The sequence below is a fragment of the Pseudonocardia oceani genome, from assembly GCF_019263585.2.
Taxonomy (GTDB): Bacteria; Actinomycetota; Actinomycetes; order Mycobacteriales; family Pseudonocardiaceae; genus Pseudonocardia; species Pseudonocardia oceani.
Map to the genome: position 1 here is coordinate 4,765,924 of NZ_JADQDF010000001.1, position 24,219 is coordinate 4,790,142.

25 protein-coding genes are annotated in these 24,219 nt (G+C 75.2%); 14 read left to right on the forward strand and 11 right to left on the reverse strand.

Annotation, left to right across the window (positions count from 1 at the left end; all coding sequences use genetic code 11):
- Positions 1–3: 3 nt before the first annotated feature.
- Both I4I82_RS23925 and I4I82_RS23930 read right to left on the reverse strand, forming a co-directional pair.
- Positions 4–1,182, reverse strand: coding sequence for a TetR/AcrR family transcriptional regulator (locus I4I82_RS23925; protein ID WP_218596023.1), 1,179 nt, complete (start codon positions 1,180–1,182; stop codon positions 4–6).
- A gap of 214 nt (positions 1,183–1,396) precedes the next feature.
- Positions 1,397–1,570 carry a hypothetical protein gene (locus tag I4I82_RS23930; RefSeq protein ID WP_218594381.1) on the reverse strand — a complete coding sequence of 58 codons (174 nt, stop codon included), beginning with the start codon at positions 1,568–1,570 and terminating at the stop codon, positions 1,397–1,399.
- 127 nt (positions 1,571–1,697) lie between these two features.
- Here I4I82_RS23930 and I4I82_RS23935 point away from each other — a divergent pair, with 127 nt between their 5' ends.
- From I4I82_RS23935 to I4I82_RS23945, 3 genes are all read left to right on the forward strand, one after another.
- Positions 1,698–3,245, forward strand: coding sequence for an acyl-CoA synthetase (locus I4I82_RS23935; RefSeq protein ID WP_218594380.1), 1,548 nt, complete (start codon positions 1,698–1,700; stop codon positions 3,243–3,245).
- Between the two features lie 144 nt (positions 3,246–3,389).
- Positions 3,390–4,601: a cytochrome P450 gene (locus tag I4I82_RS23940; RefSeq protein WP_218594379.1), complete on the forward strand. Its 1,212-nt coding sequence runs from the start codon at positions 3,390–3,392 to the stop codon at positions 4,599–4,601.
- The gene (locus I4I82_RS23945) at positions 4,598–6,208 is read left to right on the forward strand and encodes a phytoene desaturase family protein (protein ID WP_218596024.1); all 1,611 of its coding nucleotides are present in this window, start codon (positions 4,598–4,600) and stop codon (positions 6,206–6,208) included. Before I4I82_RS23940 ends, I4I82_RS23945 begins: the two co-directional genes overlap by 4 nt.
- Here the strand turns inward: I4I82_RS23945 and I4I82_RS23950 are convergent.
- Positions 6,181–6,621 (reverse strand): SRPBCC family protein, encoded by a 441-nt coding sequence (locus I4I82_RS23950; RefSeq protein WP_218594487.1) that lies wholly within the window; start codon positions 6,619–6,621, stop codon positions 6,181–6,183. The two genes, I4I82_RS23945 and I4I82_RS23950, sit on opposite strands and share 28 nt — an antisense overlap.
- Positions 6,622–6,788: 167 nt before the next feature.
- Here I4I82_RS23950 and I4I82_RS23955 point away from each other — a divergent pair, with 167 nt between their 5' ends.
- A complete protein-coding gene (locus I4I82_RS23955) occupies positions 6,789–7,433 on the forward strand; it encodes a cytochrome b family protein (RefSeq protein ID WP_218594486.1) in 645 nt (214 codons plus the stop codon).
- 68 nt (positions 7,434–7,501) lie between these two features.
- Positions 7,502–8,641: a baeRF2 domain-containing protein gene (locus I4I82_RS23960; protein ID WP_218594485.1), complete on the forward strand. Its 1,140-nt coding sequence runs from the start codon at positions 7,502–7,504 to the stop codon at positions 8,639–8,641.
- Positions 8,642–8,654: 13 nt separating this feature from the next.
- On the opposite strand, the gene I4I82_RS23965 is transcribed toward I4I82_RS23960, so the two are convergent.
- Together I4I82_RS23965 and I4I82_RS23970 are read right to left on the reverse strand one after the other, a co-directional pair.
- Positions 8,655–9,203 (reverse strand): NAD(P)H-dependent oxidoreductase, encoded by a 549-nt coding sequence (locus I4I82_RS23965; RefSeq protein ID WP_218596025.1) that lies wholly within the window; start codon positions 9,201–9,203, stop codon positions 8,655–8,657.
- Between the two features lie 35 nt (positions 9,204–9,238).
- Positions 9,239–10,330 carry a VIT1/CCC1 transporter family protein gene (locus I4I82_RS23970; RefSeq protein ID WP_218596026.1) on the reverse strand — a complete coding sequence of 364 codons (1,092 nt, stop codon included), beginning with the start codon at positions 10,328–10,330 and terminating at the stop codon, positions 9,239–9,241.
- A 333-nt stretch (positions 10,331–10,663) separates the two neighbouring features.
- Here I4I82_RS23970 and I4I82_RS23975 point away from each other — a divergent pair, with 333 nt between their 5' ends.
- Positions 10,664–12,043, forward strand: coding sequence for a mycothione reductase (locus tag I4I82_RS23975; protein ID WP_218596027.1), 1,380 nt, complete (start codon positions 10,664–10,666; stop codon positions 12,041–12,043).
- Positions 12,044–12,047: 4 nt separating this feature from the next.
- Here I4I82_RS23975 and I4I82_RS23980 read toward each other — a convergent pair whose 3' ends face one another.
- Positions 12,048–12,203 carry a hypothetical protein gene (locus I4I82_RS23980; RefSeq protein ID WP_218592272.1) on the reverse strand — a complete coding sequence of 52 codons (156 nt, stop codon included), beginning with the start codon at positions 12,201–12,203 and terminating at the stop codon, positions 12,048–12,050.
- 56 nt (positions 12,204–12,259) lie between these two features.
- Positions 12,260–13,216 carry a LysR family transcriptional regulator gene (locus tag I4I82_RS23985; protein ID WP_225920668.1) on the reverse strand — a complete coding sequence of 319 codons (957 nt, stop codon included), beginning with the start codon at positions 13,214–13,216 and terminating at the stop codon, positions 12,260–12,262.
- A gap of 49 nt (positions 13,217–13,265) precedes the next feature.
- Between I4I82_RS23985 and I4I82_RS23990 the strand changes: the two genes are divergently transcribed.
- Positions 13,266–14,426, forward strand: a complete 1,161-nt coding sequence (locus tag I4I82_RS23990) for an acyl-CoA dehydrogenase family protein (RefSeq protein WP_218592273.1) — start codon at positions 13,266–13,268, stop codon at positions 14,424–14,426.
- A gap of 7 nt (positions 14,427–14,433) precedes the next feature.
- Here I4I82_RS23990 and I4I82_RS23995 read toward each other — a convergent pair whose 3' ends face one another.
- A complete protein-coding gene (locus tag I4I82_RS23995) occupies positions 14,434–15,549 on the reverse strand; it encodes a Zn-dependent alcohol dehydrogenase (RefSeq protein ID WP_218592274.1) in 1,116 nt (371 codons plus the stop codon).
- A gap of 30 nt (positions 15,550–15,579) precedes the next feature.
- Positions 15,580–16,257: an AMP-binding protein gene (locus tag I4I82_RS24000; RefSeq protein ID WP_218592275.1), complete on the reverse strand. Its 678-nt coding sequence runs from the start codon at positions 16,255–16,257 to the stop codon at positions 15,580–15,582.
- Between the two features lie 333 nt (positions 16,258–16,590).
- On the opposite strand from I4I82_RS24000, the gene I4I82_RS24005 reads away from it, so the two are divergent.
- Genes I4I82_RS24005 through I4I82_RS24020 form a run of 4 tightly spaced genes read left to right on the forward strand, consistent with a single transcriptional unit; the run spans position 16,591 to position 19,762 of the window.
- Positions 16,591–16,740, forward strand: coding sequence for a GntR family transcriptional regulator (locus tag I4I82_RS24005; RefSeq protein ID WP_218592276.1), 150 nt, complete (start codon positions 16,591–16,593; stop codon positions 16,738–16,740).
- Positions 16,741–16,784: 44 nt separating this feature from the next.
- A complete protein-coding gene (locus I4I82_RS24010) occupies positions 16,785–17,933 on the forward strand; it encodes a thiolase family protein (RefSeq protein ID WP_218592277.1) in 1,149 nt (382 codons plus the stop codon).
- 34 nt (positions 17,934–17,967) lie between these two features.
- Positions 17,968–19,119, forward strand: a complete 1,152-nt coding sequence (locus I4I82_RS24015; protein WP_218592278.1) for an acyl-CoA dehydrogenase family protein — start codon at positions 17,968–17,970, stop codon at positions 19,117–19,119.
- A gap of 25 nt (positions 19,120–19,144) precedes the next feature.
- Positions 19,145–19,762 carry a TetR/AcrR family transcriptional regulator gene (locus I4I82_RS24020; RefSeq protein ID WP_218592279.1) on the forward strand — a complete coding sequence of 206 codons (618 nt, stop codon included), beginning with the start codon at positions 19,145–19,147 and terminating at the stop codon, positions 19,760–19,762.
- Between the two features lie 19 nt (positions 19,763–19,781).
- On the opposite strand, the gene I4I82_RS24025 is transcribed toward I4I82_RS24020, so the two are convergent.
- Complete coding sequence (locus tag I4I82_RS24025) at positions 19,782–20,354, reverse strand: TetR/AcrR family transcriptional regulator (protein ID WP_218592280.1); 573 nt, start codon at positions 20,352–20,354, stop codon at positions 19,782–19,784.
- Positions 20,355–20,475: 121 nt separating this feature from the next.
- On the opposite strand from I4I82_RS24025, the gene I4I82_RS24030 reads away from it, so the two are divergent.
- The 3 genes from I4I82_RS24030 to I4I82_RS24040 are packed head-to-tail and all read left to right on the forward strand — an operon-like array spanning position 20,476 to position 23,455.
- Positions 20,476–21,669, forward strand: a complete 1,194-nt coding sequence (locus tag I4I82_RS24030; protein WP_218592281.1) for an acyl-CoA dehydrogenase family protein — start codon at positions 20,476–20,478, stop codon at positions 21,667–21,669.
- Positions 21,666–22,691: a phosphotransferase family protein gene (locus I4I82_RS24035; RefSeq protein WP_226370226.1), complete on the forward strand. Its 1,026-nt coding sequence runs from the start codon at positions 21,666–21,668 to the stop codon at positions 22,689–22,691. The genes I4I82_RS24030 and I4I82_RS24035 overlap by 4 nt, the downstream gene beginning before the upstream one ends.
- Positions 22,688–23,455 (forward strand): SDR family NAD(P)-dependent oxidoreductase, encoded by a 768-nt coding sequence (locus I4I82_RS24040; protein WP_218596028.1) that lies wholly within the window; start codon positions 22,688–22,690, stop codon positions 23,453–23,455. Before I4I82_RS24035 ends, I4I82_RS24040 begins: the two co-directional genes overlap by 4 nt.
- Positions 23,456–23,483: 28 nt before the next feature.
- Here the strand turns inward: I4I82_RS24040 and I4I82_RS24045 are convergent, their stop codons facing one another.
- The gene (locus I4I82_RS24045) at positions 23,484–24,173 is read right to left on the reverse strand and encodes a GIN domain-containing protein (protein WP_218596029.1); all 690 of its coding nucleotides are present in this window, start codon (positions 24,171–24,173) and stop codon (positions 23,484–23,486) included.
- Between the last annotated feature and the right edge of the window lie 46 nt (positions 24,174–24,219).

Below are 24,219 nucleotides of genomic sequence, written 5' to 3' on the forward strand. Positions count from 1 at the left end.
TGGTCAGGACCCGGCCGGACCGACGCCCAGCAGGTGCGCCGCCACGGCCCGGACCGCCGCCGGGAAGCCGGGGCGGCGGGCGAGGTGCGGCGTCTGCGCCCCGTCGTTGACGATCATCAGCACGGCCAGGACCCGGACCCGGGCCGCCGCGGCGTCGAGGTCGGGGCGCACGGCGCGCAGCAGCTCGGTCCACTCGGTGGCGTAGTCGTGCTGGGCCTGCAGCGCGCGCTGCCGACCGGCCTCGGGGAGCTGGCGGAGGTCGCCGAGCACGGTGTCGACCAGGTCGGGGCGGCGCGTGGCCAGCCGCACCCAGCTGTCGAGGAGCCCGCGCAGCGCGCCGGCCTCGTCGTCCGCCGTGGCGAGCGCGGAGTCGAGCTCCATCCAGAGCCACTCGTTGCCGCGGTCGAGCGCCGCGAGCAGGAGGTCCTGCTTGCCGGGGAAGTGGTGGTAGACGCTGGGGCCCGCGATGCCGGCGGCCCTCCCGATGTCGTCGACGGTGACGGCGGCGAACCCGCGTTCGGAGAAGAGCGCGCTCGCCTCGCGCAGCACCCGCTCCCGGCGCGTCCGCGGCACCAGGCCGGCGCCGCGGGGCACCTCCCCGGCGCCCGACGCGTCGGTGACGGGCGCACCGACGACCCGCGCCACGACGTCGGCGAGCACGGCCTCGAACCGGGCGGGTTGCAGCTGGTGGAACGACACGCTCGACAGCGCGGCGAGCGCCGACCAGGACAGCAGGTCGGCCTGCTCGGCCGTCACGTCCGGGCGGTCGCGGGCGATCCGGGCGGTGAGCAGGCGGGCGACCCCGCGCAGGTCGGCGCGTACCTCCCGGCGCAGGTCGACCGGCAGCAGCCGCGCCTCCCGCTGCCACAGGACCCCGGCCTCCCGGTGGGCGAGCGTGACGGCGGCCAGCTCCCGCGCGAGCTCGTCGGGCGACCACTCGTCCGAGGCGGCGAGGCACTCCGCGGTGGGGGCCAGCGCGGCGCGCGCCGCCGCCACGAACAGGTCGGTCTTGCCGGGGAAGTGCCGGTACAGCGCCGACGGCGCGACGTTCACCGCGGCGGCGATGTCGCTCATGGACACCCCGGCGTACCCGACGCGGTGGAACAGCTCGACGGCCGCAGCGACGATCAGTGCCCGCCGGTTGCGCGGGCGGGTGCCGCGGGCGGGGGTGGGCTGGGACACGGCCGTCAACCTAGCCACTCCTCACGCGCCGAACCCGCCGCCGCACACCAGCGTCTGCGCGCTGACGCAGTCGGACTCGGGCAGGCGCAGCAGGTACACCGCGCCCGCCGCCTCCGCGCCGACGACCCGGTGGAGCAGTTGTTGCCCACGTTGACGGCCGGGATCCCGGTCTGCCCGACGCGGTACAGCGCGGCTGCACGTTCGTCGAATCCTCCTACACATAGCCGACATGAGCCTGCTGCACGGCGGAGTGCTCGACGCCGGCGTCGGAGAGCGCGGCCCGCACGGCCCGCTCGCCCGTCACGTCGAAGGGCTCGCTCCTGCTCCGCGTCGCGACGGGGATCATCCCCACCCCGACCACCCGCGCGCGCTGGTCATCTCCGGACACCTTCCTCGAGCCGCGTCCGCCGGCGGCGCCGCCGGCCCGGCCGACGGTAGAGGCTGCGCGATCCATTGACTAGTGACGATTCACATACTAGCTTTCGTCCGCATCACCCCACCGGCGAGGAGATGGCATGCACATCACCCAGGCACTCCACCGAGCGGTGCAGCAGGCGCCGGACCTGCCGGCCACGGTCTTCGGGGAGCGCACGCGCACCTGGGCGGAGTGCGCCGACCGCGTCGCCCGCCTCGCCGCGGCGCTGCGCGGACTGGGGGTGGCCTCCGGCGACCGGGTCGGGATCCTCGCCCTGAACTCCGACCGCTACCACGAGTACCTGCTCGCCGTGCCGTGGGCCGACGCCGTCCTCAACCCGGCCAACGTCCGGTGGAGCGCCGCGGAGATCGCCTACTCGCTGGCCGACTCCGGCACCCGCGTGCTGCTGGTCGACGACGCGTTCGCCCCGATGCTCCCCGCGCTGCGCGCCGCTCACCCGGACCTGGGCACCGTGATCCACTGCGGCGAGGCCCCGGCACCCGACGGCATGCTCTCCTACGAGGAGCTCGTGGCCGCGCACGAGCCCGTCGAGGACGCCTTCCGCGGCGGGGAGGCGCTGGCCGGCATCTTCTACACCGGTGGCACGACCGGCTCGCCCAAGGGCGTGATGCTCAGCCACGACAACATGATCATCTCGGCGCTGGGCACCACCGCGAGCGGCAACTTCATGACGCCCGGTGGGCGCACGCTGCACGCCGCGCCGATGTTCCACCTCGCCGATCTCGCGGCCTGGACCGCCCGCTGCCTGGTCGGCGGCACCCACGTCATCGTCCCGGCGTTCGAGCCGGCCGCGGTGGCCGCCGCCGTCGAGACCCACCGCGCCGACGACGCCCTGCTGGTGCCGCTGATGATCCAGGTGCTGGCCGACAGCCCGGTCGTCCGGGCCGCCGACCTGTCGAGCATGCGCCGGGTGCTCTACGGCGCCTCGCCCATCTCCGAGGCCGTGCTCGACCGCGCGGCGAAGATCCTGCCGACCGCGGAGTTCACGCAGGCCTACGGCATGACCGAGCTGTCCCCGGTGGCCACGCTGCTCGACCCGGCCGACCACGCCCACCCCACCCGGCGGCGCTCCGCGGGCCGGGCGGCGCCGCACTCCCTGGTCCGGATCGTCGACGTCGACGACGTCGAGGTGCCGCGCGGCACCGTCGGCGAGGTCGTGGTCCGCGGCGGGCACGTCATGCTCGGCTACTGGAACCGCCCCGAGGAGACGGCCGCGGCGCTGCGCGGCGGCTGGATGCACACCGGCGACGGTGCCTACATGGACGAGGACGGCTACGTCTTCGTCGTCGACCGGCTCAAGGACATGATCGTCTCGGGCGGGGAGAACGTGTACTCGGCGGAGGTCGAGAACGCCCTCGCCCGCCACCCCGCCGTCGCGAGCTGTGCCGTGATCGGGGTGCCCGACGACGAGTGGGGCGAGCGGGTGCACGCCGTGGTCGTCCTGCAGCCGGGAGCGGGGTCGAGCGCCGCGGAGCTCCGCGAGCACGCCAAGACCCTCATCGCCGGGTACAAGGCTCCGCGCACCGTCGAGTTCGTCGACGCCCTGCCGGTGTCGGGGGCCGGGAAGATCCTCAAGCGCGAGCTGCGGGCGCGGTACTGGGCCGACGCCGACCGGCAGGTGCACTGACGCTGCGCCGTGACGCACGCTGCCACCAGCGTGGCTGACGCGCCCGGTGGGTGCGGCGTCCCTGGCCGGGTAGCCGGACCCGCACGGAGGGCTTGCACGCTCCGGCCGGCGTGTGACCGGGAGGAGGAGGGGTACGCGGCCGGGATGGACCGCGACCGCACGCTCGACCTCGTCCGCACCGGCTACCCCTGGGGGGAGCGCGTGCGCGGCGGTGCCTCCGTCGTCCGCACGCGGCTGCTGGGCCGCCGCGCCGTCGTCGTGGCCGGCCCCGAGGGGGTCCGCCGGTTCTACGACCCGCGCCTGCGCCGGCGCGGCGCGTTCCCCCTGCCGATCAAGCTCGTCCTGTTCGGGCCGGGGACGGTGCACGGGCTCGACGACGCCGAGCACCACCTCCGCAAGTCGCTGTTCCTCGGGGTGATCACCCCGGAGACGGTGGCCGCGCTCGGGACGCGCGCCGAGCAGGTGTGGGAGTCGACGATCCGGGACTGGGCGGGCCGCGACCGCGTGGTGCTGTTCGACGAGGCCGTGCAGGTCCTCGCCCGCTCCGTGCTGCCGTGGGCCGGCGTGCCGGTGGAACCCGACGAGCTGCCGCTCCGGGCCCGGCAGCTCGCCACCGTGCTGCAGGGCTTCGCCGCTCCGGGCCCCGACTACGTCCGCGCGGTCGCGGCGCGGCTGCAGGTCGGGCGCTGGGCGAAGCGGCTGGTCCGCCGCACCCGCGCGGGCGAGATCGACCCGCCCGCGGGCACCGCCCTGCGCGCGGCGGCGGAGGCGCGCGACACCCGGGGCCGGCTGCTGCCGCTGCGGGTCGCGGCGACGTCGCTGCTCAACGTCGTGCGCCCGACCGTCGCGGTGGCCTGGTTCGTCGCGTTCGCGGGGGCGGCGCTGCACGAGCACCCGCAGTGGCGCGAGCGCATCGCGGGCGGGGACGAGGCCGCGGTCGAGGCGTTCGCCCACGAGGTGCGGCGGTTCTACCCGTTCGTGCCGGTGCTGGCGGCGCGGGCGCGGAGCACGCAGGACGTCCTGGGGCAGCGGGTGCGCCGCGGCGGCCTGGTCGTCCTCGACGTGCACGGCACCGACCACGACCCGGCGCACTGGACCGACCCGGGGACCTTCGACCCCGGGCGGTTCCTGCAGGGCCCGGTGGACCCCGACACCCTGGTGCCCCAGGGCGGCGGCGACGTCCGGACCGGGCACCGCTGCCCGGGCGAGGGCGTCACGCTCACCATGATCGCCGTGGCGGTTCGGGCGCTGGCGCACCACGCGGGCGCGCTGCCCCCGCAGGACCTCGGCTACGACGTATCGCGGATCCCGACCCACCCCCGCAGCGGGGTGGTCCTCACCCCGTCGGGGTCGTGAGCGCCCGCACCGCGGACGCCGTGGTCGTCGGGGGCGGCCACCACGGGCTCGTGGCCGCCAACGTCCTCGCCGACGCCGGCTGGGACGTCTGCCTGCTGGAGGCGTCCGACGACGTCGGGGGCGCGGTCCGCTCCACGGAGCTGCACCCGGGGTTCACCGCGGACCTCTACAGCGCCTTCCACCCGCTCGCGCACGCGTCGCCGGTGCTGCGGGCGATGGAGCTGGAGCGCCACGGGCTGCGCTGGGCGCACGCCCCCGCCGTGCTGGCCCACCTGCTGGGCCCCGACGACGGGCGGGTCGCGGTGCTGCACCGCGACCGCGAGCGCACCGCGGCCGGGCTCGACGAGCACGCCGCCGGCGACGGCGAGGCGTGGCTCGCGCTGTGCCGGCAGTGGGACGTCATCGGTGAGCCGGTGCTGCGGAGCCTGTTCGCCGCGTTCCCGCCGGTGCGCGGCCCGGTCGACCTGCTGCGCCGGATCGGCACCGCCGAGGCGCTGCGCCTGGTGCGGTTCCTGCTCCTGCCGACCACGCGGATGGGCGAGGAGCTGTTCCGCGGCGAGCCCGCGCGCCTGCTGCTGGCCGGGAACGCGATGCACGCCGACGTCCCGCCCACCGCACCCGGCAGCGGCGTGCTCGGCTGGCTGCTGGCGATGCTCGGCCAGCAGCACGGCTTCCCGGCCCCGGTGGGCGGGGCGGGCGCGCTCGCGGCGGCGCTCGCCGCCCGGGCGACGGCGGCCGGCGCCGACATCCGCACCGGGCAGCGCGTCGAGCGCATCGACGTGCGGGGCGGGCGGGCGGTCGCCGTGCGCACCGCCGCCGGCCTGACCGTGCACGCGCGCCGCGCCGTGGTGGCCGACGTGTCCGCGCCCAGCCTCTACGGCGACCTCCTGCCCGCCGACGCCGTGCCGTCCCGGCTGCGCGCCGACCTGGAACGCTTCGCCTGGGACACCCCGGTGCTCAAGCTGAACTGGGCGCTGGACCGGCCGATCCCGTGGCGGGCGGGCGCCGCGGCCGGTGCCGGCACCGTGCACCTCGGCGCGGACGCGAACGGCCTGGTGCGCTGGGACGCCGACCTGGAGACGGGCACGCTGCCGGCGTCGCCGTTCCTGCTGCTCGGCCAGATGACGACGACCGACCCGACGCGGTCTCCGGCCGGCACCGAGAGCGCGTGGGCCTACACCCACCTGCCCCGCGGCGTCGCCGGCGACGCGGCCGCCGACGAGCTCGCGGGCCGCGTCGACGCGGTGCTGGAGGCGCACGCCCCGGGGTTCTCCGCCGCCGTCGTGTCGCGGACGGTGCAGCGCCCCGGCGACCTGGAGGCGGCCGACGCGAACCTGGTGCACGGCGCGGTCAACGGCGGCACCGCGCAGCTGTTCCAGCAGCTCGTGTTCCGGCCCGTCCCGGGCTTCGCGCGGGCGACGACGCCGGTGCAGGGCCTGTACCTCGGCAGCGCGTCGGCGCACCCCGGCGGCGGCGTGCACGGGATCTGCGGCTGGGTCGCCGCCCGCAGCGCCCTGGCCGACCACGGGGCGCTCGGACCGGTGCGGCGGCGGGTGCGCGCGGCCGCGACCGGACTGGTCTACGGGGAGCGCCGCTCGGCGAGGTAGGCGAGCCGGCGCAGCGACTCGACGTTGCGCGGAGCCATCAGCGCATACCGCACGGGCCGGATCAGCAGCCGTCCCGGACCCGCGGTGATCTCCTCGCGCATCGTGATCTCGCACCCGCCGTCGGGCGCCTGCTCCAGCAGCAGGTGCACCTGGACCTCGCCCGTCGGCCAGCCGCGGCCGCGCAGCCGCAGCTCGCTGCCGGGGCGGCTGTCCAGCACGTGGGTGGTGTCGTCGATCAGGGCCGGCCACAGGCCGAGCGAGTGGAGCAGCCGTGCGCCGGGCGCGGGCCAGTCCGTGCTCACCGCCCGCATCCGGGCGGCCCCGACGACCCACAGCGGGTAGGACCAGCCGTCCGCCAGCACCGCCCACACCGCCCCGACCGTCGCCCGCGTCCGCCGCCGCACCTCCACCATGTGCCCGGGGTGACCGGTCCGCAGCGGTCCAGTCGCGATCGCGGTGCCGGTGGCAGGACGTGCGTCACGATCGCGTCACGGTGGTGTGGCCGCGCCGGCAGCGGACACCCTCCATGCGCCCCGCCCGACGGGCGGGGGACGGACCGCGGCACACGGAGGAGGACGACATGTCCGCAGACCCAGGGAACGGCGCGACCAGGACGGACGTGCGCACCGACGGCGGCGCCACGCGCGCCGGGAGCGAGGGACGGCACACCCACGACCCCTTCACCCCACCGACAGGTGGGGACGTGCGGCACGACCGCATCCGCTGGGGTGCGGTGTGGACCGGCGTGCTCACGACGGTGTCGCTCTACGTCGTGCTCCAGCTCCTGTTCGTCGCTCTCGGCTGGCTCGACCTCGGGGTCGACGGGGAGGGCAGCGGCACGACCCGCGCGGTGGTGAGCGGCGTGCTCGGCCTCGTCGCCTTCCTGCTGGGCGGCATGGCCGCCGGGGCGTCGGCGCTGTGGCACCGCGCCAACGACGGCATGATCAACGGGGTGGTCAGCTGGGCGGCCACGGTGGTCGCCCTGCTCGTGCTGGCGCTCATCGGCGGCGGGGCCCTCGTGGGCTCGCTGGCCGACGTGGCTGTGCAGAACGCCGACGCGGCCTCCGCCGCGATCGACCCGGCCGCCGCCGCGCAGGCGGGCCGCGAGAGCGCGGGCTGGGCGGCGCTGGGGCTGGGGCTCTCGGTGGTCGCCGCCGCGCTCGGCGGCTCGCTGGGAGCCAAGCTGTGGCCCGGGCGCGGCGACCGCGACGCCGACCGCCGCTGATTCCGGCGCAGGTTCGACCGGTACCCGGTCGCGCGGTTCGGAGCCGCGCGACCGGGTACCACGCCGTCGTGGACCTGCGATTCCTCCGAGACGTCATCGAACCCACCGACACCGTCGCCACGGTGTACCTGGATGCCTCGCACGACAGCGAGAACGCGGCGACGGAGTCGGCGCTGCGCTGGGACGCTCTGCGCTCCTCGCTCGTCGAGCAGGGCGCCGACGACGCCACGCTGGCCGCGCTCGACGCCGCGGTCGTGGACGCGGACCCGCCGGTGGGGCCGGCGGGCCGGGTCGTCGTCGCGCGCGGCGGCGAGGTGGTGTTCGACCGCTACCTGCGGGAGCCGCCCGCCCAGCAGCGGGCGACGTGGCGCCCGCTGCCCGACCTCCTGCCTGCGCTGCTGGACCAGCCCGAGCCCGTCGCCGCGGTGGTGGTGCGCGTCGACAAGCAGGGCGGCGAGATCCTGGTGTCGGCCACCGGCGACGGCGAGCCCGAGCAGGTCGCCGAGGTGAGCGGCCGCGACCACCCGCTGCACAAGGTGCGCGGGGGCGGGTGGTCGCACCTGCGGATGCAGCACGCGGTCGAGGAGACCTGGCGCCAGAACGTCCGCGAGACCGCCGCCCGCGTCGACGAGGAGGTGCGCCGCACCGCGGCGCGGGTGCTGGTGATCGCGGGCGAGGAGCAGTCGCGCGCGCAGCTGCGCCGCGAGCTCGCCGAGCGCAGCGCCGAGATCGCCGTCGACCTCGAGTACTCCGGCGGCCGCCGGGGACCCGACGCCGAGGAGCTGGAGGCCTCGATCGACCACGAGGTCCTGCGCGTCGTCGCGGCCGACAAGGAGGCCGTCCTCGACCGCTACCAGCAGGCGTCCGGGCGACCCGACGGGCTCGCGGCCGACGGGATCGAGCCGGTGCTGGCGGCCCTGCGCGCCGAGGCCGTCGACACGCTGCTGCTCGACGGCGGCGTCAGCCGCGACGTCGACGTCTGGATCTCGGAGGTGCCGACGCAGCTGGCCACCGACGAGTCCGTGCTGCGCGGCCTGGGGGCCGAGCCGGTCGGGCACGTGCCCGTCGACGCGGCGCTCGTGCGGGCGGCCGCGGGCTCCGGTGCCGCGCTCGTGCTCGTCGGCGGCGGCCGGGCCGGGACGACCGGGGCGTCGATGGGCGACGGGGTCGCCGCCCTCCTGCGCTACCCGCTGCCGCCCGACGCCTGACCACCCCGCGCGCTCACACCAGTGGCGTGAGCGCCCGCAGGGCCGCGGAGCCCCGGACGGCGGTGGCGAGGTCGGCGAGCGCGAGGCCGTGCGCGGCGCTGAGGTCGGCGGCGTCGCCGGTGAGGGTGGTGCGGTCGGTGTAGGCGCCGTGGTCGAGGTAGAGGCCGGGGGAGAGGACCTGCACGGCGAAGAAGCCCGCGAGGACGCCGCGCAGGTCGTCGACCGCGAGGAAGTGGTGCGGGCTCGCGCCCGTCAGCACGGTGGCCGCGACCTTCCCCTGCAGCGGCGCGGTGGTCTCGCCCCACTTGCCGCGCTCGGTGCGTTCGAGCAGGTCCTTGAGCAGCGCGCTGTAGGTGGCGCGGTAGACCGGGCTGCCGAACACGACGGCGTCGGCGGCTCCGAGCGCGGCGACCACCTCGGTGACGGGCCGCTCCGACAGCTCCACCAGCGACGTCGCCGCCCCCACCCCCGCCGCTCCTGCCAGCACCCCGGCGACGGCCGTGGCCGTGCGCCCTCCCGCTTCGGGCCCGCCGACGACCCCGACGACCTGCAACGCGCTCATGGGGCCGATCCTGCCACGGCCGACGGGACCCGTGGTCACCCGAGAGCGGCGCCGAACAGGGCGCCGAGCAGGTAGGTGACGGCGGCCGCGCCGGCGCCGATGGCGAGCTGGCGCAGGGCGCGGCGCAGCGGCGGGCCGCCGGAGAGCACACCGGCGGCGGCGCCCGTCAGCATGAGGGCCAGCCCGACCAGCACCGCGGCGACGACCACGGCCGGCAGGCCCTGCAGCCCGAACAGGAACGGCAGCACCGGGACCGCGGCGCCGCTCGCGAAGAACACGAAGCTCGACGCCGCCGCGCGCAGGCCCGTGCCGACCACCTCGTCCGACTCCGACGGCCCGCCGCCCGGCGCGACGAAACCGGCCGGGTCGGCGCTCGCCAGGACGCGCCGCGCGCGCTCGGCGGCCTCGTCGGCGGGCACGCCGCGGGCGCGGTAGACCAGGGCGAGCTCGTTGGCGTCGACGTCGAGGTGGCGCAGGACGGTGTCGGCGTCGCGGACGTCCGGGGCCGACGCGGCCAGCAGCTCGCGCTGGGAGCGGACCGACACGAACTCGCCCGCCCCCATCGACAGGGCGCCGGCGAGCAGCCCGGCGAGGCCGGTGAGCACGACCGCGCTGCTGGACACCCCGCCGCCGATCACGCCCAGGACCAGCGACAGGTTGCTGACCAGGCCGTCGTTCGCGCCGAACACCGCCGCCCGGAACGTGCCCGAGACCTGCGCACGGCCGCGGGCGGCCAGGCCGCGCACGACCTCCTCGTGGACGCGCTCGTCGGCAGCCATGGCGGGGGTGGCGTCGGCGTCGGCGGGGTAGGGCGAGCGGGTCTCGGCCCGCTGGACGAGGGCGAGCACGAACACCGACCCGAACCGCCGCGCGAGCGCCGCCAGGAGCCGCAGCTGCGTGGACCCCCGCCCCACCGGCCGCGCGTCGTCGCCGAGCAGGGCGGCCCAGTGGGCGCGGTGGCGCTCCTCGGCCACGGCCAGTGCGAGCAGGATCTCGCGCTCCTCGCCGGTCCGGCGGCCGGCGAGGTCGCGGTAGACCCGAGCCTCCTCCTGCTCGTCGGCCAGCATCCGGCGCCAGCGGCGCCGGTCGGCGTCCGACGGCTCCGCGGCACCCGGGGTCTGCTCCATGCGGCGATTGTCGTCCGGGCGCGGTCCGGGGTGCGCGGCGAGTGCGGCGTCGGGGTCGTGGGTGGGGCGCTGGTGGTGCGGTTCCGGCGATCACCGGGCCCCGGCGGCAGCATGATCGTCGGCTGGGCAGCTCTTGCGTCGCCTACCGGCGTGGAGCCTGCCGAGACGGCGATCATGAGGCCCGGCCCCGCGTGGGCGGCGTGCGACGCAGCGGCGGGACCGGGGGATGTGCCGCCGTCTCGCACATCGCGGCCGCAGGTGGCGCTCGGCCGTGTGTGTGCGGCGGCGTGATCGTGGCGGGCGGTGGGGGCGGGGCGGTCCTACGCTCCTCCGATGCCCCACTACGACCTGGTGGTCATCGGGACCGGTTCCGGCAACAGCGTCATCGACGAGTCGTTCGCCCACCTCGACGTGGCGATGGTCGAGCACGGGGAGTTCGGGGGGACCTGCGTCAACGTGGGGTGCATCCCGACCAAGATGTTCGCTCACACCGCCGACGTGGCCGACGCCGTGCGCCGCGCCGGCCGCTTCGACCTCGACGCCCGGCTCGACGGGGTGAGCTGGGCGGACGTGCAGGCGCGGGTGCTGGGGAAGGTCGACGACCTGGGCGCGAGCGGGCGACGGTTCCGTGAGGAGGACAGCCCGAACGTCACCGTCCACGCCGGGCACGCGCGCTTCACCGGGCCCCGGGCGCTGCGGGTCGAGCGGACCGACGGGTCGGGCCACGACGACCTCACCGCCGACCGGATCGTCGTCGCGGCCGGGGGACGGCCGGTGGTGCCCGAGCCGGTCGCGTCCTCAGGCGCGCCCTACGAGACCTCCGACACCGTGCTGCGCCTGCCCGAGGTGCCGCGCCGGCTCGCCGTGCTGGGCGGCAGCTACATCGCCGTGGAGTTCGCGCACGTGTTCGGCGCGCTGGGCGCGGAGGTCACGATCATCGACCAGGCCGAGCGCCTGCTCGGGCCGCAGGACGAGACCGTCGCCGAGCGGTTCACCGAGCACGCCCGCACCCGCTACGACGTGCGCACCGGCCGGGAGGTCTCCGGGGCGGCCGCCACCGACGGCGGGGGCGTGCGCCTCACCCTCGACGACGGCGCCGTGGTCGAGGCCGACGTGCTCCTCGTGGCCGTCGGGCGGGTGCCCAACAGCGACCGGCTCGACGTCGAGAAGGCCGGCATCGACCTCCACGACGACGGCCGCATTGTCGTCGACGCCGCCCAGCGCACCAGCGCCGAGGGGGTGTGGGCGCTCGGGGACATCAGCACCGGGATCGCGCTGAAGCACGTGGCCAACCGCGAGGCGCAGACGGTGGCGCACAACCTGCTCCATCCCGACGACCCGCGCGAGACCGACCACACCGCCGTCCCGTCGGCGATCTTCACCGACCCGCAGATCGCGAGCGTCGGTGCCACCGAGCAGCAGTGCCGCGCCGACGGCCTCGACCACGTCGTCAGCACCGTGCCCTACTCCGACACCGCCTACGGGTGGGCGCTGCGCGACGAGCAGGGCTTCTGCAAGGTGGTCGCCGAGCGCGGCACCGGCACGCTGCTCGGGGCGCACGTCATGGGGCCCTCGGCGTCGCTGCTGGTGCAGCCGCTCGTGCTGGCGATGGCCCTCGGCGTCGACGCCACCACCGTCGCCACCCGCCCGTACTGGATCCACCCGGCGCTGTCGGAGGTCGTCGAGAGCGCGCTGCTGGGCCTCGACATCTAGACACTCAGGACGGCGACGGCGGTCCGTCCTCCTCGCGCGTCCCGGGGGGCTCGGGGTCGGGACCCATGTCGTGCGCCACCGCCATGTCGTGCTGCATCCGCTCCGTCCAGGCGGCGTGCTCCTCGTCGCCGTCCCCGTCCTTCCGGTCGCTGCGGTCCATGACCGTCCTCTCGTCGGTGAAGGGAGAGGGTTCCCGGCGCCGCAGGTGCGAAACCGTCAGGCCCGGGCCGTCGGCCACGTCCCGGCGTCGACGAGCCCGGCCGTGACCTCCACCAGCAGGTCGGCCACCGCCCGCACCGCGTCGGGCACCCGGCCCGCCCGCTGCAGCCCGAGCACCACCGTCCGCTCGACGGGCGGGTCCAGCGGCGCGCCGCCCAGCCGCTCCGCGGCGATGTCGGCCGCGACGCCCGCCGCCGGCAGCACCGTCCACCCGTGACCCGCGACGACGAGCTGCTTCTGCAGGCTTAGCGAGTTGGTCTGCACGGCGACGACCGGCTCCCGCGGCACCGCCGAGCGGGCGCGGTCGATGAGGACCCGCAGCCCGTGGCCGGCGACGGGCAGCACCAGCGGGTGCGCGAGCACCTCCGCCCAGCCGACGGGGGAGCCGGGGTCGAGCCCCGCGCCCGGCGGCCCGACCGCCCACAGCTGCTCGTGCAGCAGGTGCGTGACGGCCATCGAGGGGGTGTCGCTGAGGTTGTAGAGCAGCGACAGGTCGACCGTGCCGTCGTCGAGCCACCCCTGCAGGTGCCCGGAGTAGCCGGTGAGCAGGCGCAGCTCGACACCGGGCAACCGCCGCGCGACCTGCGCGCTCAGTGGCTGCGCGAGCAGGTCGTTGGTGCTCTCCAGCAGGCCGACGCTCACGATCCCCGCCGCCTGCGCCGGGTCGGGACGCAGCTCCGCGCGGGCGCGGTCGAGCTCGTGCAGGGCGCGGCGGGCGTGCCCGATCAGCACCTCGGCCGCGGCCGTGGGCACCATGCCGCGGTGCGTGCGCTCGAACAGCGCGACGCCGAGCTCCTCCTCCAGCGACCGGATCTGGCGCGTCACGGCGGGCTGGACGACGTGCAGCAGCTGCGCCGCCCGCGTGACGCTGCCCACCTCGGCCACCGTGACGAGCGCCGTCAGCTGCCGCAGCTCCACGTCGTCGCCCCTCATGCCGCCGTGCGATCCGGACATCAGCGATCGCTGTTTCACAGCCTGCCCGATGCCGCGCGATGATGCTCCGATGAGCAGCCTGAACGCCGAGGAGCAGGAGATCGTCGCGGTCGTGCGGGAGTTCGTCGACCGCGAGGTCCGGCCCGTCGTCCGCGACATGGAGCACGCGAACACCTATCCCGAGAAGCTCATCGAGCAGATGAAGGAGCTGGGGATCTACGGGCTGGCGGTGCCCGAGCCGTGGGGCGAGGTGGCGGTGTCGATGCCCTGCTACGCGCTGGTCACCGCGGAGCTCGCGCGTGGCTGGATGAGCCTCGCGGGCGCGATGGGCGGGCACACGGTCGTCGCGAAGCTGCTCGTCGCCTTCGGCACGCCGGAGCAGCAGGAGCGCTACCTGCCGCGGATGGCCACCGGCGAGGTCCGGGCGACGATGGCGTTGACCGAGCCCGGCGGCGGCTCGGACCTGCAGGCCATGACCACGACCGCGCGCCCCGACGGCGACGGCTACCTCGTCGACGGCTCGAAGACCTGGATCAGCAACGCCCGGCGCTCCCAGCTCATCGCGCTGCTGTGCAAGACCGATCCGTCGGCCGAGCCCAAGCACCGCGGCGTGTCGATCCTGCTGGTCGAGCACGGGCCCGGTCTGACCGTGTCGAAGGACCTGCCCAAGCTCGGCTACAAGGGCGTGGAGTCCTGCGAGCTGCTGTTCGACGGCTACCGCGCGCCCGCCGAGGCGCTGCTCGGCGGCGTCGAGGGCAAGGGCTTCGCCCAGATGATGAAGGGCCTGGAGACCGGGCGGATCCAGGTGGCGGCCCGCGCGCTCGGCGTCGCACAGGCGGCGTTCGACGACGCCCTGCGCTACTCCCAGGAGCGCGAGACGTTCGGCAAGCCGATCTGGCAGCACCAGTCGGTGGGCAACCACCTGGCGAACATGGGTACGAAGATCACCGCGGCGCGGCAGCTGATCCTGCACGCCGCCGACCGCTTCGACGCGGGGCAGCGGGCCGACATGGAGGCCGGGATGGCCAAGCTGTTCGCCTCGGAGATGGCCATGGAGGTCGCCCTGGACGCGGTGCGCATCCACGGCGGCTACGGCTACTCCACCGAGTACGACGTGGAGCGCTACTTCCGCGACGCCCCGCTGATGATCGTCGGCGAGGGCACCAACGAGATCCAGCGCAACGTCATCGCCGCCCAGCTCGTCAAGCGGGGCGGTCTCGGCGCGCCCTGACCCGTGCTCAGTGCTCGTGCACGATCAGCCCGCGCACGTTGCGGCCCGCGATCAGGTCGTCGTAGCCCTCGTTGACCTGCTCGAGGCTGTAGCGCGTGGTGATCAGCTCGTCGAGCTTGAGGTCGCCGGAGCGGTAGAGCCCGAGCAGGCGCGGGATGTCGGCGGTGGGGTTGCAGTCGCCGAACAGGCTGCCCTTCACCGTCTTCTTCCACAGCGTCGCGACCTGGCCGGGGAGCTGGATCGTCCGGTCGCGGAAGCCGCCGCCCATCGAGGTGAGCACCAGCGTGCCGGCCTTGCCGATCACGGAGAACGCGCGGTCGACGACCTCGGAGTCGGTGCGCCCCACCGTGACGATCGACGTGTCGGCGCCCACGCCCCACGTGAGCTCCTGCACGAGCCGGTGGGCCTCCTCGGCGTCGCCGGTGGCGTGGGTCGCGCCCAGGGTCAGGGCGGTCTCCCGCTTGAACGCCACCGGGTCGACGGCGACGACGTAGCGCGCGCCCGCCGCCCGCGCCCCCTGCACGGCGTTGATCCCGATGCCGCCGACGCCGTAGACGACGACGGTCTGCCCGGGCCGCACGTCGGCGGCGTTGACCGCGGAGCCCCAGCCGGTCGGGACGCCGCAGCCGACGAGCGCGGCGACGTCGAGGGGCAGGTCGGGGAGGATCTTCACCGCCGAGTACTGGTGGATCACGCCGTACTGGCTGAACGTGCCGAGCATGCACATGGCGCCGTAGCGCCCCGACGGCCCGGACAGCGGCCAGTGCTCGCCGGGCAGGTGCCCGCGCATGGTGTTGGCGCCCCAGTCGCAGATGGCCTGCTGCCCGGTGGCGCACCAGTGGCACGAGCCGCAGCTGGGGATGAAGGAGCAGACGACGTGGTCGCCGGGCGCGACCCGCGTGACGCCGGGACCCACGTCCTCGACGACGCCCGCGCCCTCGTGCCCCAGCACCATCGGCAGCCACCCGGCGATCTCGCCCTGCATGACGTGCAGGTCGGAGTGGCACAGCCCGGCGTGGGTGAACCGGACGAGGACCTCGCCCTCGCGCGGGCCGTCGAGGTCGAGCTCCTCGATCTCGAGCGGGCGGCCGGCCTCGTGGACGACGGCGGCGGTGGTCTTCACGGTTCTCCTCGGGGGTGCGGGATGCAGGGGTCAGGCGCCGAGCACGGCGCGCGCGCCGACCGGCCCGTTGTCGGCGACGACCCCGCGGATCCTCTTGTCGTACTTGCCGACGCTGGTCTCGGGGACGAAGGCGTTCTCCAGGTCGATCGTGGAGATCCACTCGCCGCCGGACCTGAGGAGGTCCTCGGAGCGGTCCTCGAGCAGGACGTAGCCCCGGGGTCGATGCAGCCGACGTCGCCGGTCCTGCGCCGGCCGTCGATCCTCGAGTCCTGGGGTGCGCTCGTCGCGGTAGTACTCGCCGGCGGTGAACGGCGAGCGGACGAAGAAGGCGCCGATGCTCGTGACGCCCAGGTCCTCGATGATGTCGACGTAGTCGGCCGGCGTCGGGTGCGCGCCGGGCAGCACCACGAGCCAGATCTGGCGCTCGGCCATGTCGAGCTTGTCGTGCATGGCCAGGACCATGGCCGGCAGGACCATCGCGCGGTGGCTGTAGACGACGCCCTTCGGGTCGCCGGTGGTCGCGCTCGTGAAGCGCATGGCCGCCGCGGCCTTCTCGTCGAACTCCGCGAACGGCGCGTTTCCGTCGGCGGCGGCGAGCAGGTCCTCGCAGGAGTCGACGGGCTGCGCGATGCGGTGCATCGTGAACTCCTGCTGCGCCGGCGACAGGCGCAGGTTGATCGTGTGCAGCACCGGCTGGATCCCGGGCACGCCGAAGTACGTCTCGAGGTGGCGGTGGTTGTTCCGGGCCAGCGTGCCGACGCGGTCGCCCGGCCGCAGGCCGAGCGTGCGCAGGCCTCGTGACGATCTGCTTCTCGGCGAAGAGCCGCTCGGTCCGCGACAGCGACGAGTGCAGCAACAGCCGGCTGTCGAACATCAGACCCTGCATCGACCTTCCGCGGTGAGTAGTCCTCGATCGGCCGACTCTCGCTTGATCTGTGGAGTCTGGCAAGAGTGCGGTGAGCGGGACCCCGGGGGCGCCGGGCCTGGACCCGGGGGGAGCGGCCCAGCCCGCAGATCGCCCGGCTGATCCGCGAGCTGATCATGACCGGCGAGGCCACCGAGCACCTCGCCGCGCGGTTCGGCGTCAGCGCCACCCCGGTGCGCGAGGCGCTGATGTCGCTGCACGGCGAGGCGGGAACGCGTCACACCCCGGTTGACGGCTCCTGGGACAGGTGTCACAGTCAATCCTGACTGTTACACCCTGCCGCAGCGGTGCGGCGGAACGAGGAGACCTCATGCGGGACGCAGTGATCGTCGAGGCCGTGCGCACGCCGGTGGGCAAGCGCAACGGGGGCCTGTCCGGGGTGCACCCCGCCGACCTGTCCGCGCACGTGCTGCGCAGCCTGGCCGGGCGCACGGGCATCGACCCGTCGGTCGTCGACGACGTCATCTGGGGCTGCGTGTCCCAGATCGGCGAGCAGACCTTCGACATCGCCCGCACCGCGGTCCTCGCGGCCGGCTGGCCCGAGACCGTCACGGGCGTCACCGTCGACCGGCAGTGCGGGTCGAGCCAGCAGTCGGTGCACTTCGCCGCGGCCGGCCTCGTCGCGGGGCAGTACGACGTGGTCGTCGCCGGCGGCGTCGAGTCGATGAGCCGCGTGCCGATGGGCTCCTCGCTCGCCGGTGCCGACCCCTACGGCGCCGACTTCGCCGCCCGCTACGACGGCGTGCGCCCCAACCAGGGCGTCGGCGCCGAGATGATCGCCGAGCGCTGGGGCTTCTCCCGCACCCAGCTCGACGAGTACTCCGTGGCCAGCCACGAGAAGGCCGCGGCCGCGCAGGACGAGGGGCGCTTCGACGGCCAGATCGCCCCGGTCACGCTGCCCGACGGCACCGTCGTGAGCCGCGACGAGGGCATCCGCCGCGGCTCGTCGGTGGAGTCGCTCGGCGGGCTCAAGACCGTCTTCAAGCCCGAGGGCGGCGTGATCACCGCGGGCAACGCCTCGCAGATCTCCGACGGCTCCGCCGCGCTGCTGATGATGACCGGCGAGAAGGCCCGCGAGCTGGGCCTCACGCCGATCGCGCGCGTGCACACGGCCGTCCTCGCCGGGGCCGACCCGGTGATCATGCTGACCGCGCCCATCCCGGCCACGCAGAAGGCCCTGGCGAAGTCGGGCCTGAGCCTCGACGAGATCGGCGCGTTCGAGGTCAACGAGGCGTTCGCGCCGGTGCCGCTGGCCTGGCTGGCCGACCTCGGCGCCGACGCCAAGGGCCTCAACCCGAACGGCGGCGCGATCGCGCTGGGGCACCCGCTGGGCGGCTCGGGCGCGCGGTTGATGACCACGCTCGTGCACCACATGCGCGACCAGGGCGTCCGCTACGGCCTGCAGACCATGTGCGAGGGCGGCGGCCAGGCCAACGCCACCATCCTCGAGCTGCTCTGACCCGCCCGGGCACCGGAGGAGGAGGGGCGCCGCGATGAAGCGCACGCTCTACGAGTCGGACCACGAGGACTTCCGGGAGGCGTTCCGGCGCTTCCTGGAGGTCGAGGTCGTGCCCCACCACCTCGACTGGGAGCGCGAGGGCATCGTGCCGCGCTCGCTGTTCACCACGGCGGGCACGTCCGGGTTCCTCGGCATGGACGTGCCCGAGGAGTACGGCGGCGGCGGGGTGGCCGACTTCCGGTTCAACGCCGTCGTCGCCGAGGAGATCGCGCGCAGCGGGGCGGCCGCGGCCGGTCTCGGCCTCACGCTGCACAACGACATCTGCCTGCCCTACTTCCTGTCCTACTGCTCGCCCGAGCAGCGCGAGCGCTGGCTACCGGGCATCGTCTCGGGCGAGCTGATCACCGCGATCGCGATGACGGAGCCGGGCATCGGCTCCGACCTCGCGTCGATGACGACCACGGCCGTCCGCCAGGGCGACCACTACGTCGTCGACGGGGCGAAGACGTTCATCACCAACGGCATCAACGCCGACCTGGTGATCACCGCGGTGAAGACCGACCCCACCCAGAAGCACCGCGGCATGTCGCTGGTCGTCCTGGAGCGCGGCATGGAGGGCTTCGAGCGCGGGCGCAACCTCGACAAGCTCGGCCAGCACGCCCAGGACACCGCCGAGCTGTCGTTCACGGACGTGCAGGTGCCGGTCACCAACCTGCTCGGGTCGGAGGAGGGTCAGGGCTTCACCCAGCTCGTCACCAACCTGCCCCAGGAGCGGCTGTCCATCGCCATCTCGGCGGTGGCCGCCGCGCGCACCGCGCTGGAGCAGACGCTGGAGTACGTGAAGGAGCGGAAGGCGTTCGGGCAGCCGATCGGGTCGTTCCAGAACTCGCGGTTCGTGCTGGCCGAGATCGCCACCGAGGTCGACGTCGCCGAGCACTACGTCGACGACTGCGTGCGCGCGCTCAACGCCGGCGAGCTGACGGCCGTCGACGCGTCGAAGGCGAAGTGGTGGTGCACCGAGCTGCAGGGCCGGGCGGTCGACCGGTGCCTGCAGCTGCACGGCGGCTACGGGTACATGAACGAGTACCCGATCGCCCGCGCCTACGCCGACGCCCGCATCACCCGGATCTACGGCGGGACCACCGAGATCATGAAGGAGGTCATCGGCAAGTCGATGGGCCTGTGACCCGACGACCGACCGGAGACCCCCGATGACGACCCCCGCCGTGACCCGCCGCGCCCAGCGCACCGTGGACAGCCGCGCCCGGATCCTGGAGGCCGCCGTCGGCTGCCTGGTCGAGGAGGGGTTCAGTGCGGCGACGACGCTGCGGATCCAGGCGCGCGCGGGCGTGTCGCGGGGGCGGCTGCTGCACCACTTCCCGTCGCGGGAGGCGCTGCTCGTGGCCGCGGCGGGGCACATCGCGTCCGTGCGCGTGCGCGAGCACGCCGACGACGTCGAGCGGACGCTGCCCGAGGGGCTGACGGCCGGCGAGCGCGCGGCGTGGGTGGTCGAGCGCATGTGGGAGTCGTTCCGCGAGCCGTACTTCTGGGCGGCCGTGGAGATGTGGACGGCCGCGCGCACCAACGACGGCATCGCCGAGGCGCTGCTGCCGGGGGAGCGGCGCCTGGGCGGGGTGATCCGCGAGGGCGTCGACCGGATGTGGGGCCCCGAGCTCGCCGGCCACCCGCGCTACCCGCAGCTGCGCGAGCTGCTGCTCACCAGCATGCGCGGCGTCGCGATGGCCTATGCCTTCGACCGCCGCGACCCGGCGGGCGACCCGCACCTGGCGCAGTGGGCCGACACCGCGCGCGTGCTGCTCGAGGTCTGAGCGCGCCCGGGCGGGGCGGTCAGCGCGCCCCGACCAGGCGCAGCGCGAACTCCGCGTGCTGCCAGGCCACCTCGTCCTCGGTGGGCCCGGAGTCGGAGCGGAACCAGACCGCCACGCCCATGCCCAGGTCGAGCAGGGCGAACGCGGTGAGCTGCGGCGACTCGACGGTGAACACCCCGGCGGCGACGCCCGCGGCCACGACCTCCTCGAAGCGGCGCGCGTAGGCCGCGCGCAGCGCGAGCACCGTCGACCGGTGGGGCTCGACGAGGCTGCGCAGCTCCCGGTTGCCGACGAAGGCCTCGCGGCGGTGGCGGGCGTGGTAGCGGACGTGGGCGTCGACGGCGCGGCGCAGGCGCTCCACGGGGTCGGCGACGCCGGTGACCGCCCGGTCGTGCAGCGCGACCAGGTTCTGCATCGTCTCGACGACGAGCGCCGCGAACAGCTCCTGCTTCGAGCTGACGTGCTTGTAGAGGCTCGGGCCGCGGATGCCCACGGCCGCGCCGATGTCGGCCATCGTCGTGGCCTCGTATCCGCGGCGCACGAACAGGTCGAGCGCGGCGTCGCGGATGCCCGCCATGCGGTCCTCGCCCATCGGCCACCTCCTCCGGCCAACGGAGGGTAGCCCGGATGTGACGTTCCCAGCAGCGGGCTTGCCCGATGCCACCATCTCGTGTCCCATGGTGGCTAACACTCATTAGCCTGGAGGCGCGACAATGGCCGTCGATCTCGCTCCGGAGCCGGCTGTCGCCGAGCTCGTCACCCGCACCGCGCAGTTCGTCCGGGACGTCGTCGTCCCGGTGGAGGTCGCGAACGACGGCGTCGTGCCCTCGGAGTCCGTCCGCCGGGAGCTGCAGGCCGCGGCGAAGGCGGCGGGCGTGTTCGCCCCGCACGTCTCGCCCGAGTACGGCGGCCACGGCCTGGACATGTGCGCGCGGGCCGCGGTGTTCGAGGAGGCGGGCTACTCCCTGCTCGGGCCGGTCGCGCTGAACATCGCCGCCCCCGACGAGGGCAACATGCACATGCTGGAGGCCATCGCGACCGAGGACCAGAAGGCGCGCTATCTCGCGCCGCTGGCCGCGGGCGACGTCCGCTCCTGCTTCGCGATGACCGAGCCCGCGCCCGGCGCCGGCTCCGACCCCGACGCGCTCGCCACCCGCGCGGAGCGGGTGCCCGGCGGCTGGCGGATCGACGGCCGCAAGTGGTTCATCACCGGGGCCGACGGCGCCGCGTTCGCGATCTGCATGGCGCGCACCGCGGGCGAGCCCGGCGACCGCGGCGGCGCCACGATGTTCCTCGTCGACGCCGACAACCCCGGCATGAAGGTCGGGCGCCACGTCCCCACGCTCGACGAGAGCCTGTTCGGCGGGCACCTCGAGGTCGACTTCGACGGCTGCGTCGTCCCCGACGAGGCCGTCATCGGCGAGGTCGACCAGGGCTACCGCTACGCGCAGGTGCGCCTGGGCCCGGCCCGGATGACGCACTGCATGCGCTGGCTGGGCATCGCCCGCCGTTCGCAGGACATCGCCGTCGCCCACGCCGCGCAGCGCGAGCTGTTCGGCGCGCGGCTGGCCGACCTCGGCATGGCGCAGCAGATGATCGCCGACAACGAGATCGACGTGGCGGCCGCGCGCGGGCTGATCCTGCGCGCCTGCTGGGAGCTCGACCAGGGCCGGTCGGCGGGGCTGGAGGTGTCGATGGCGAAGACGTTCACCGCCGAGGCCGTGTGGCGGGTCGTCGACCGCTCGCTGCAGCTGTGCGGCTCGCTCGGCGTGTCCGGCGACCTGCTGCTGGGCCGGTTCCTGCGCGAGGTCCGCCCCTTCCGCATCTACGACGGCCCGTCCGAGACGCACCGCTGGTCCATCGCGCGCCGGGTCGTCGGCCGCCACACCGCGGCGGCGCGGGCGTGACCGCCCCCGTCGTGGAGGGCCTCGACCTCGACGTCCTCGACCGCTTCCTCGCCGACCGCGTCCCGGACTACGCGGGCGGGCTGCGCGCCGAGCTCGTCTCCGGGGGCCGGTCCAACCTCACCTACACGCTCACCGACGGCGTCTCGACGTGGATCCTGCGGCGGCCGCCGCTGGGTGTGCTGACGCCCTCGGCGCACGACATGGCCCGCGAGTTCCGCGTGGTCGAGGCGCTGCACGGGCACGGCGTGCCGGTGGCGCCGCCCGTCGCGCTGGCCGACGCCGACGTGCTCGGCGTGCCGTTCGCCGTGGTCGGGTTCGTCGACGGCGTCGTGATCCGCAGCGAGGAGGACCTCGACCCGCTGTCGGACGCCGACGTCCGCCGCTGCGCCGACGGGCTCGTCGACACCCTCGCCGCGCTGCACGCCGTCGACCCGGCGGCGGTCGGGCTGGCGGACTTCGGGCGCCCCGAGGGCTACCTCGGCCGCCAGGTCCGCCGCTGGTACGGGCAGTGGGAGCGCGTCCGCACCCGCGACCTGCCCGACGTCGAGGCCCTGCACGCCCGGCTGGAGGCGGCCTGCCCCGCGGAGAGCGGCGCGGCGATCGTGCACGGCGACTTCCGCATCGACAACACGATCCTCGACCCCGCCGACCCGGCCCGCGTGCGCGCCGTCGTCGACTGGGAGATGGCGACGCTGGGCGACCCGCTGGCCGACCTCGCCCTGCACGTCGTGTACGGCGACCGCGAGTTCGGGGCGGTGCTCGGCGGCTCCGCCGCGTCGACCAGCCCGCGGATTCCCGGTGCCGACGCCCTCGTGGAGCGCTACGCGCGCGCCTCCGGGCGCGAGATCACCGACCTCGGGTTCCATCTCGGGCTCGCGTACTTCAAGATCGCGGTGATCGCCGAGGGGATCCACGAGCGGCACCTGCGCGGCGACACCCGCGGCGACGGGTTCTCGACCGTCGGCGCCGCCACCGCCCCGCTCGCCGCGGCGGGCCTGACCACCCTCGGAGGTACCCGGTGAACCCCGTCCTCGACCTGTTCCGCCTCGACGGCCGCGTCGCCGTCGTCACCGGCGCGAGCTCCGGCCTCGGCGCCGGGTTCGCGCTCGCGCTCGCCCACGCCGGCGCCGACGTCGTGCTGGGCGCGCGTCGCACGGAGAAGCTCGCCGACACCGCGAAGGCCGTCGAGGCCATCGGGCGCCGCGCGCTGGCGGTGGCCACCGACGTCACCGACCCCGACGACTGCACCGCGCTCGCCGCGGCCGCCGTCGAGCAGCTCGGGCGGCTCGACGTGCTGGTCAACAACGCGGGCCTGGGCACGGCGACGCCCGCGCTGAAGGAGGCGCCCGAGGAGTTCCGCCGCGTCGTCGACGTCAACCTGGAGGGCGCCTACTGGATGGCGCAGGCCGCCGCGCGCGTGATGGAGCCGGGGTCGAGCATCGTCAACATCGCGAGCGCGCTGGGGTTCATGGCCTCCTACGCGCCGCAGGCGTCCTACGCCGCCACGAAGGCGGGGCTGATCGGGCTCACGCGCGACCTGTCGAGCCAGTGGGCGGGCCGGCGCGGCATCCGCGTCAACGCGCTCGCGCCGGGCTACTTCGCCAGCGAGATGACCGCGCAGATCCCGCCGGAGAAGCTGGAGGCGTTCGTCAAGGAGCGCAGCCCGCTCGGGCGCCTCGGGCTGCAGCACGAGCTCGACTCGGCCGTGGTGTTCCTGGCGAGCCCCGCGTCGTCCTACATCACCGGCAGCACCCTGGCCGTCGACGGGGGGATGACGGGGCACTGAGCCCCGCCCGCCCTCCCGCTGCCAGTCCTCAGCGCCGCTCGACGTCGCCCGCGCCGCTCACGTCCTGGGTGACCTGCGGGTCGCCGATGTACTCGACCGACCCGGCGCCGCCGACGGTGACGTCGAGGCGGTCGCTGACCCGGACCACGGCGTCGCCCGCGCCGTCGACGGTGAGCGTCGCGGTGGCGGTCTGCAGGTCCTGTGCGTCGTAGTCGCCGCTGCCCCCGATCGTCACGACCTGGGAGTCGGCGGTGCCACCCAGCGTCACGTCGCCCGCGCCGGTGATGTCGACGGTGAGCGCGCCGGTGCGCAGGGCGGCGGCGGTGGCGTCGCCCGCGCCGGAGACGGTGAGCGCGTCGAGGGCGTCGACCGTGAGGCGGTACACGATCGGCTGGTCCGTGCGGAAGTCCGCGCCGGGCACGACGCCCAGGCGCAGGACGCCGCCGGAGACCTCGCTGGTGAGCAGCGGGAGGACGTCGGGGGCGGCCTCGATCGTCAGCGACTCGGTGCCGGTCTGCTCGATCCGCAGGTCGCCGACCGACGACAGCTCGACCGCGGAGAAGCCGCTGACCTGCCGGGTCTCGCCGGCGCCCGAGGACGTGACGGTGGCGGTCGCGGCGGGCGGCGGGGCGTCGGCCGGGACGGGGGGCACCCCGTTCCCGCAGCCCGCGAGGACGACGGCCAGCGCGGCCAGGGCGAGGGGGGTGCTTCGGCGCATGGCACACGGTAGGACCGGCGCCCGCGCCGCCACACGGGGGTGAACC

Excerpts from the sequence above, each read along its gene's own strand:
- I4I82_RS23950 (WP_218594487.1), bottom strand. The coding sequence starts at position 6,621 with ATGGTGGAGGTGCGGCGGCGGACGCGGGCGACGGTCGGGGCGGTGTGG.
- I4I82_RS23990 (WP_218592273.1), top strand. The coding sequence starts at position 13,266 with ATGAGCAGCCTGAACGCCGAGGAGCAGGAGATCGTCGCGGTCGTGCGG.
- I4I82_RS23980 (WP_218592272.1), bottom strand. The coding sequence starts at position 12,203 with ATGGACCGCAGCGACCGGAAGGACGGGGACGGCGACGAGGAGCACGCC.
- I4I82_RS23975 (WP_218596027.1), top strand. The coding sequence starts at position 10,664 with ATGCCCCACTACGACCTGGTGGTCATCGGGACCGGTTCCGGCAACAGC.
- I4I82_RS23970 (WP_218596026.1), bottom strand. The coding sequence starts at position 10,330 with ATGGAGCAGACCCCGGGTGCCGCGGAGCCGTCGGACGCCGACCGGCGC.
- I4I82_RS24030 (WP_218592281.1), top strand. The coding sequence starts at position 20,476 with ATGGCCGTCGATCTCGCTCCGGAGCCGGCTGTCGCCGAGCTCGTCACC.
- I4I82_RS24025 (WP_218592280.1), bottom strand. The coding sequence starts at position 20,354 with ATGGGCGAGGACCGCATGGCGGGCATCCGCGACGCCGCGCTCGACCTG.
- I4I82_RS24045 (WP_218596029.1), bottom strand. The coding sequence starts at position 24,173 with ATGCGCCGAAGCACCCCCCTCGCCCTGGCCGCGCTGGCCGTCGTCCTC.
- I4I82_RS23940 (WP_218594379.1), top strand. The coding sequence starts at position 3,390 with ATGGACCGCGACCGCACGCTCGACCTCGTCCGCACCGGCTACCCCTGG.
- I4I82_RS24005 (WP_218592276.1), top strand. The coding sequence starts at position 16,591 with ATGACCGGCGAGGCCACCGAGCACCTCGCCGCGCGGTTCGGCGTCAGC.
- I4I82_RS23955 (WP_218594486.1), top strand. The coding sequence starts at position 6,789 with ATGTCCGCAGACCCAGGGAACGGCGCGACCAGGACGGACGTGCGCACC.
- I4I82_RS24020 (WP_218592279.1), top strand. The coding sequence starts at position 19,145 with ATGACGACCCCCGCCGTGACCCGCCGCGCCCAGCGCACCGTGGACAGC.
- I4I82_RS24010 (WP_218592277.1), top strand. The coding sequence starts at position 16,785 with ATGCGGGACGCAGTGATCGTCGAGGCCGTGCGCACGCCGGTGGGCAAG.
- I4I82_RS23985 (WP_225920668.1), bottom strand. The coding sequence starts at position 13,216 with ATGTCCGGATCGCACGGCGGCATGAGGGGCGACGACGTGGAGCTGCGG.
- I4I82_RS24015 (WP_218592278.1), top strand. The coding sequence starts at position 17,968 with ATGAAGCGCACGCTCTACGAGTCGGACCACGAGGACTTCCGGGAGGCG.
- I4I82_RS23935 (WP_218594380.1), top strand. The coding sequence starts at position 1,698 with ATGCACATCACCCAGGCACTCCACCGAGCGGTGCAGCAGGCGCCGGAC.
- I4I82_RS23965 (WP_218596025.1), bottom strand. The coding sequence starts at position 9,203 with ATGAGCGCGTTGCAGGTCGTCGGGGTCGTCGGCGGGCCCGAAGCGGGA.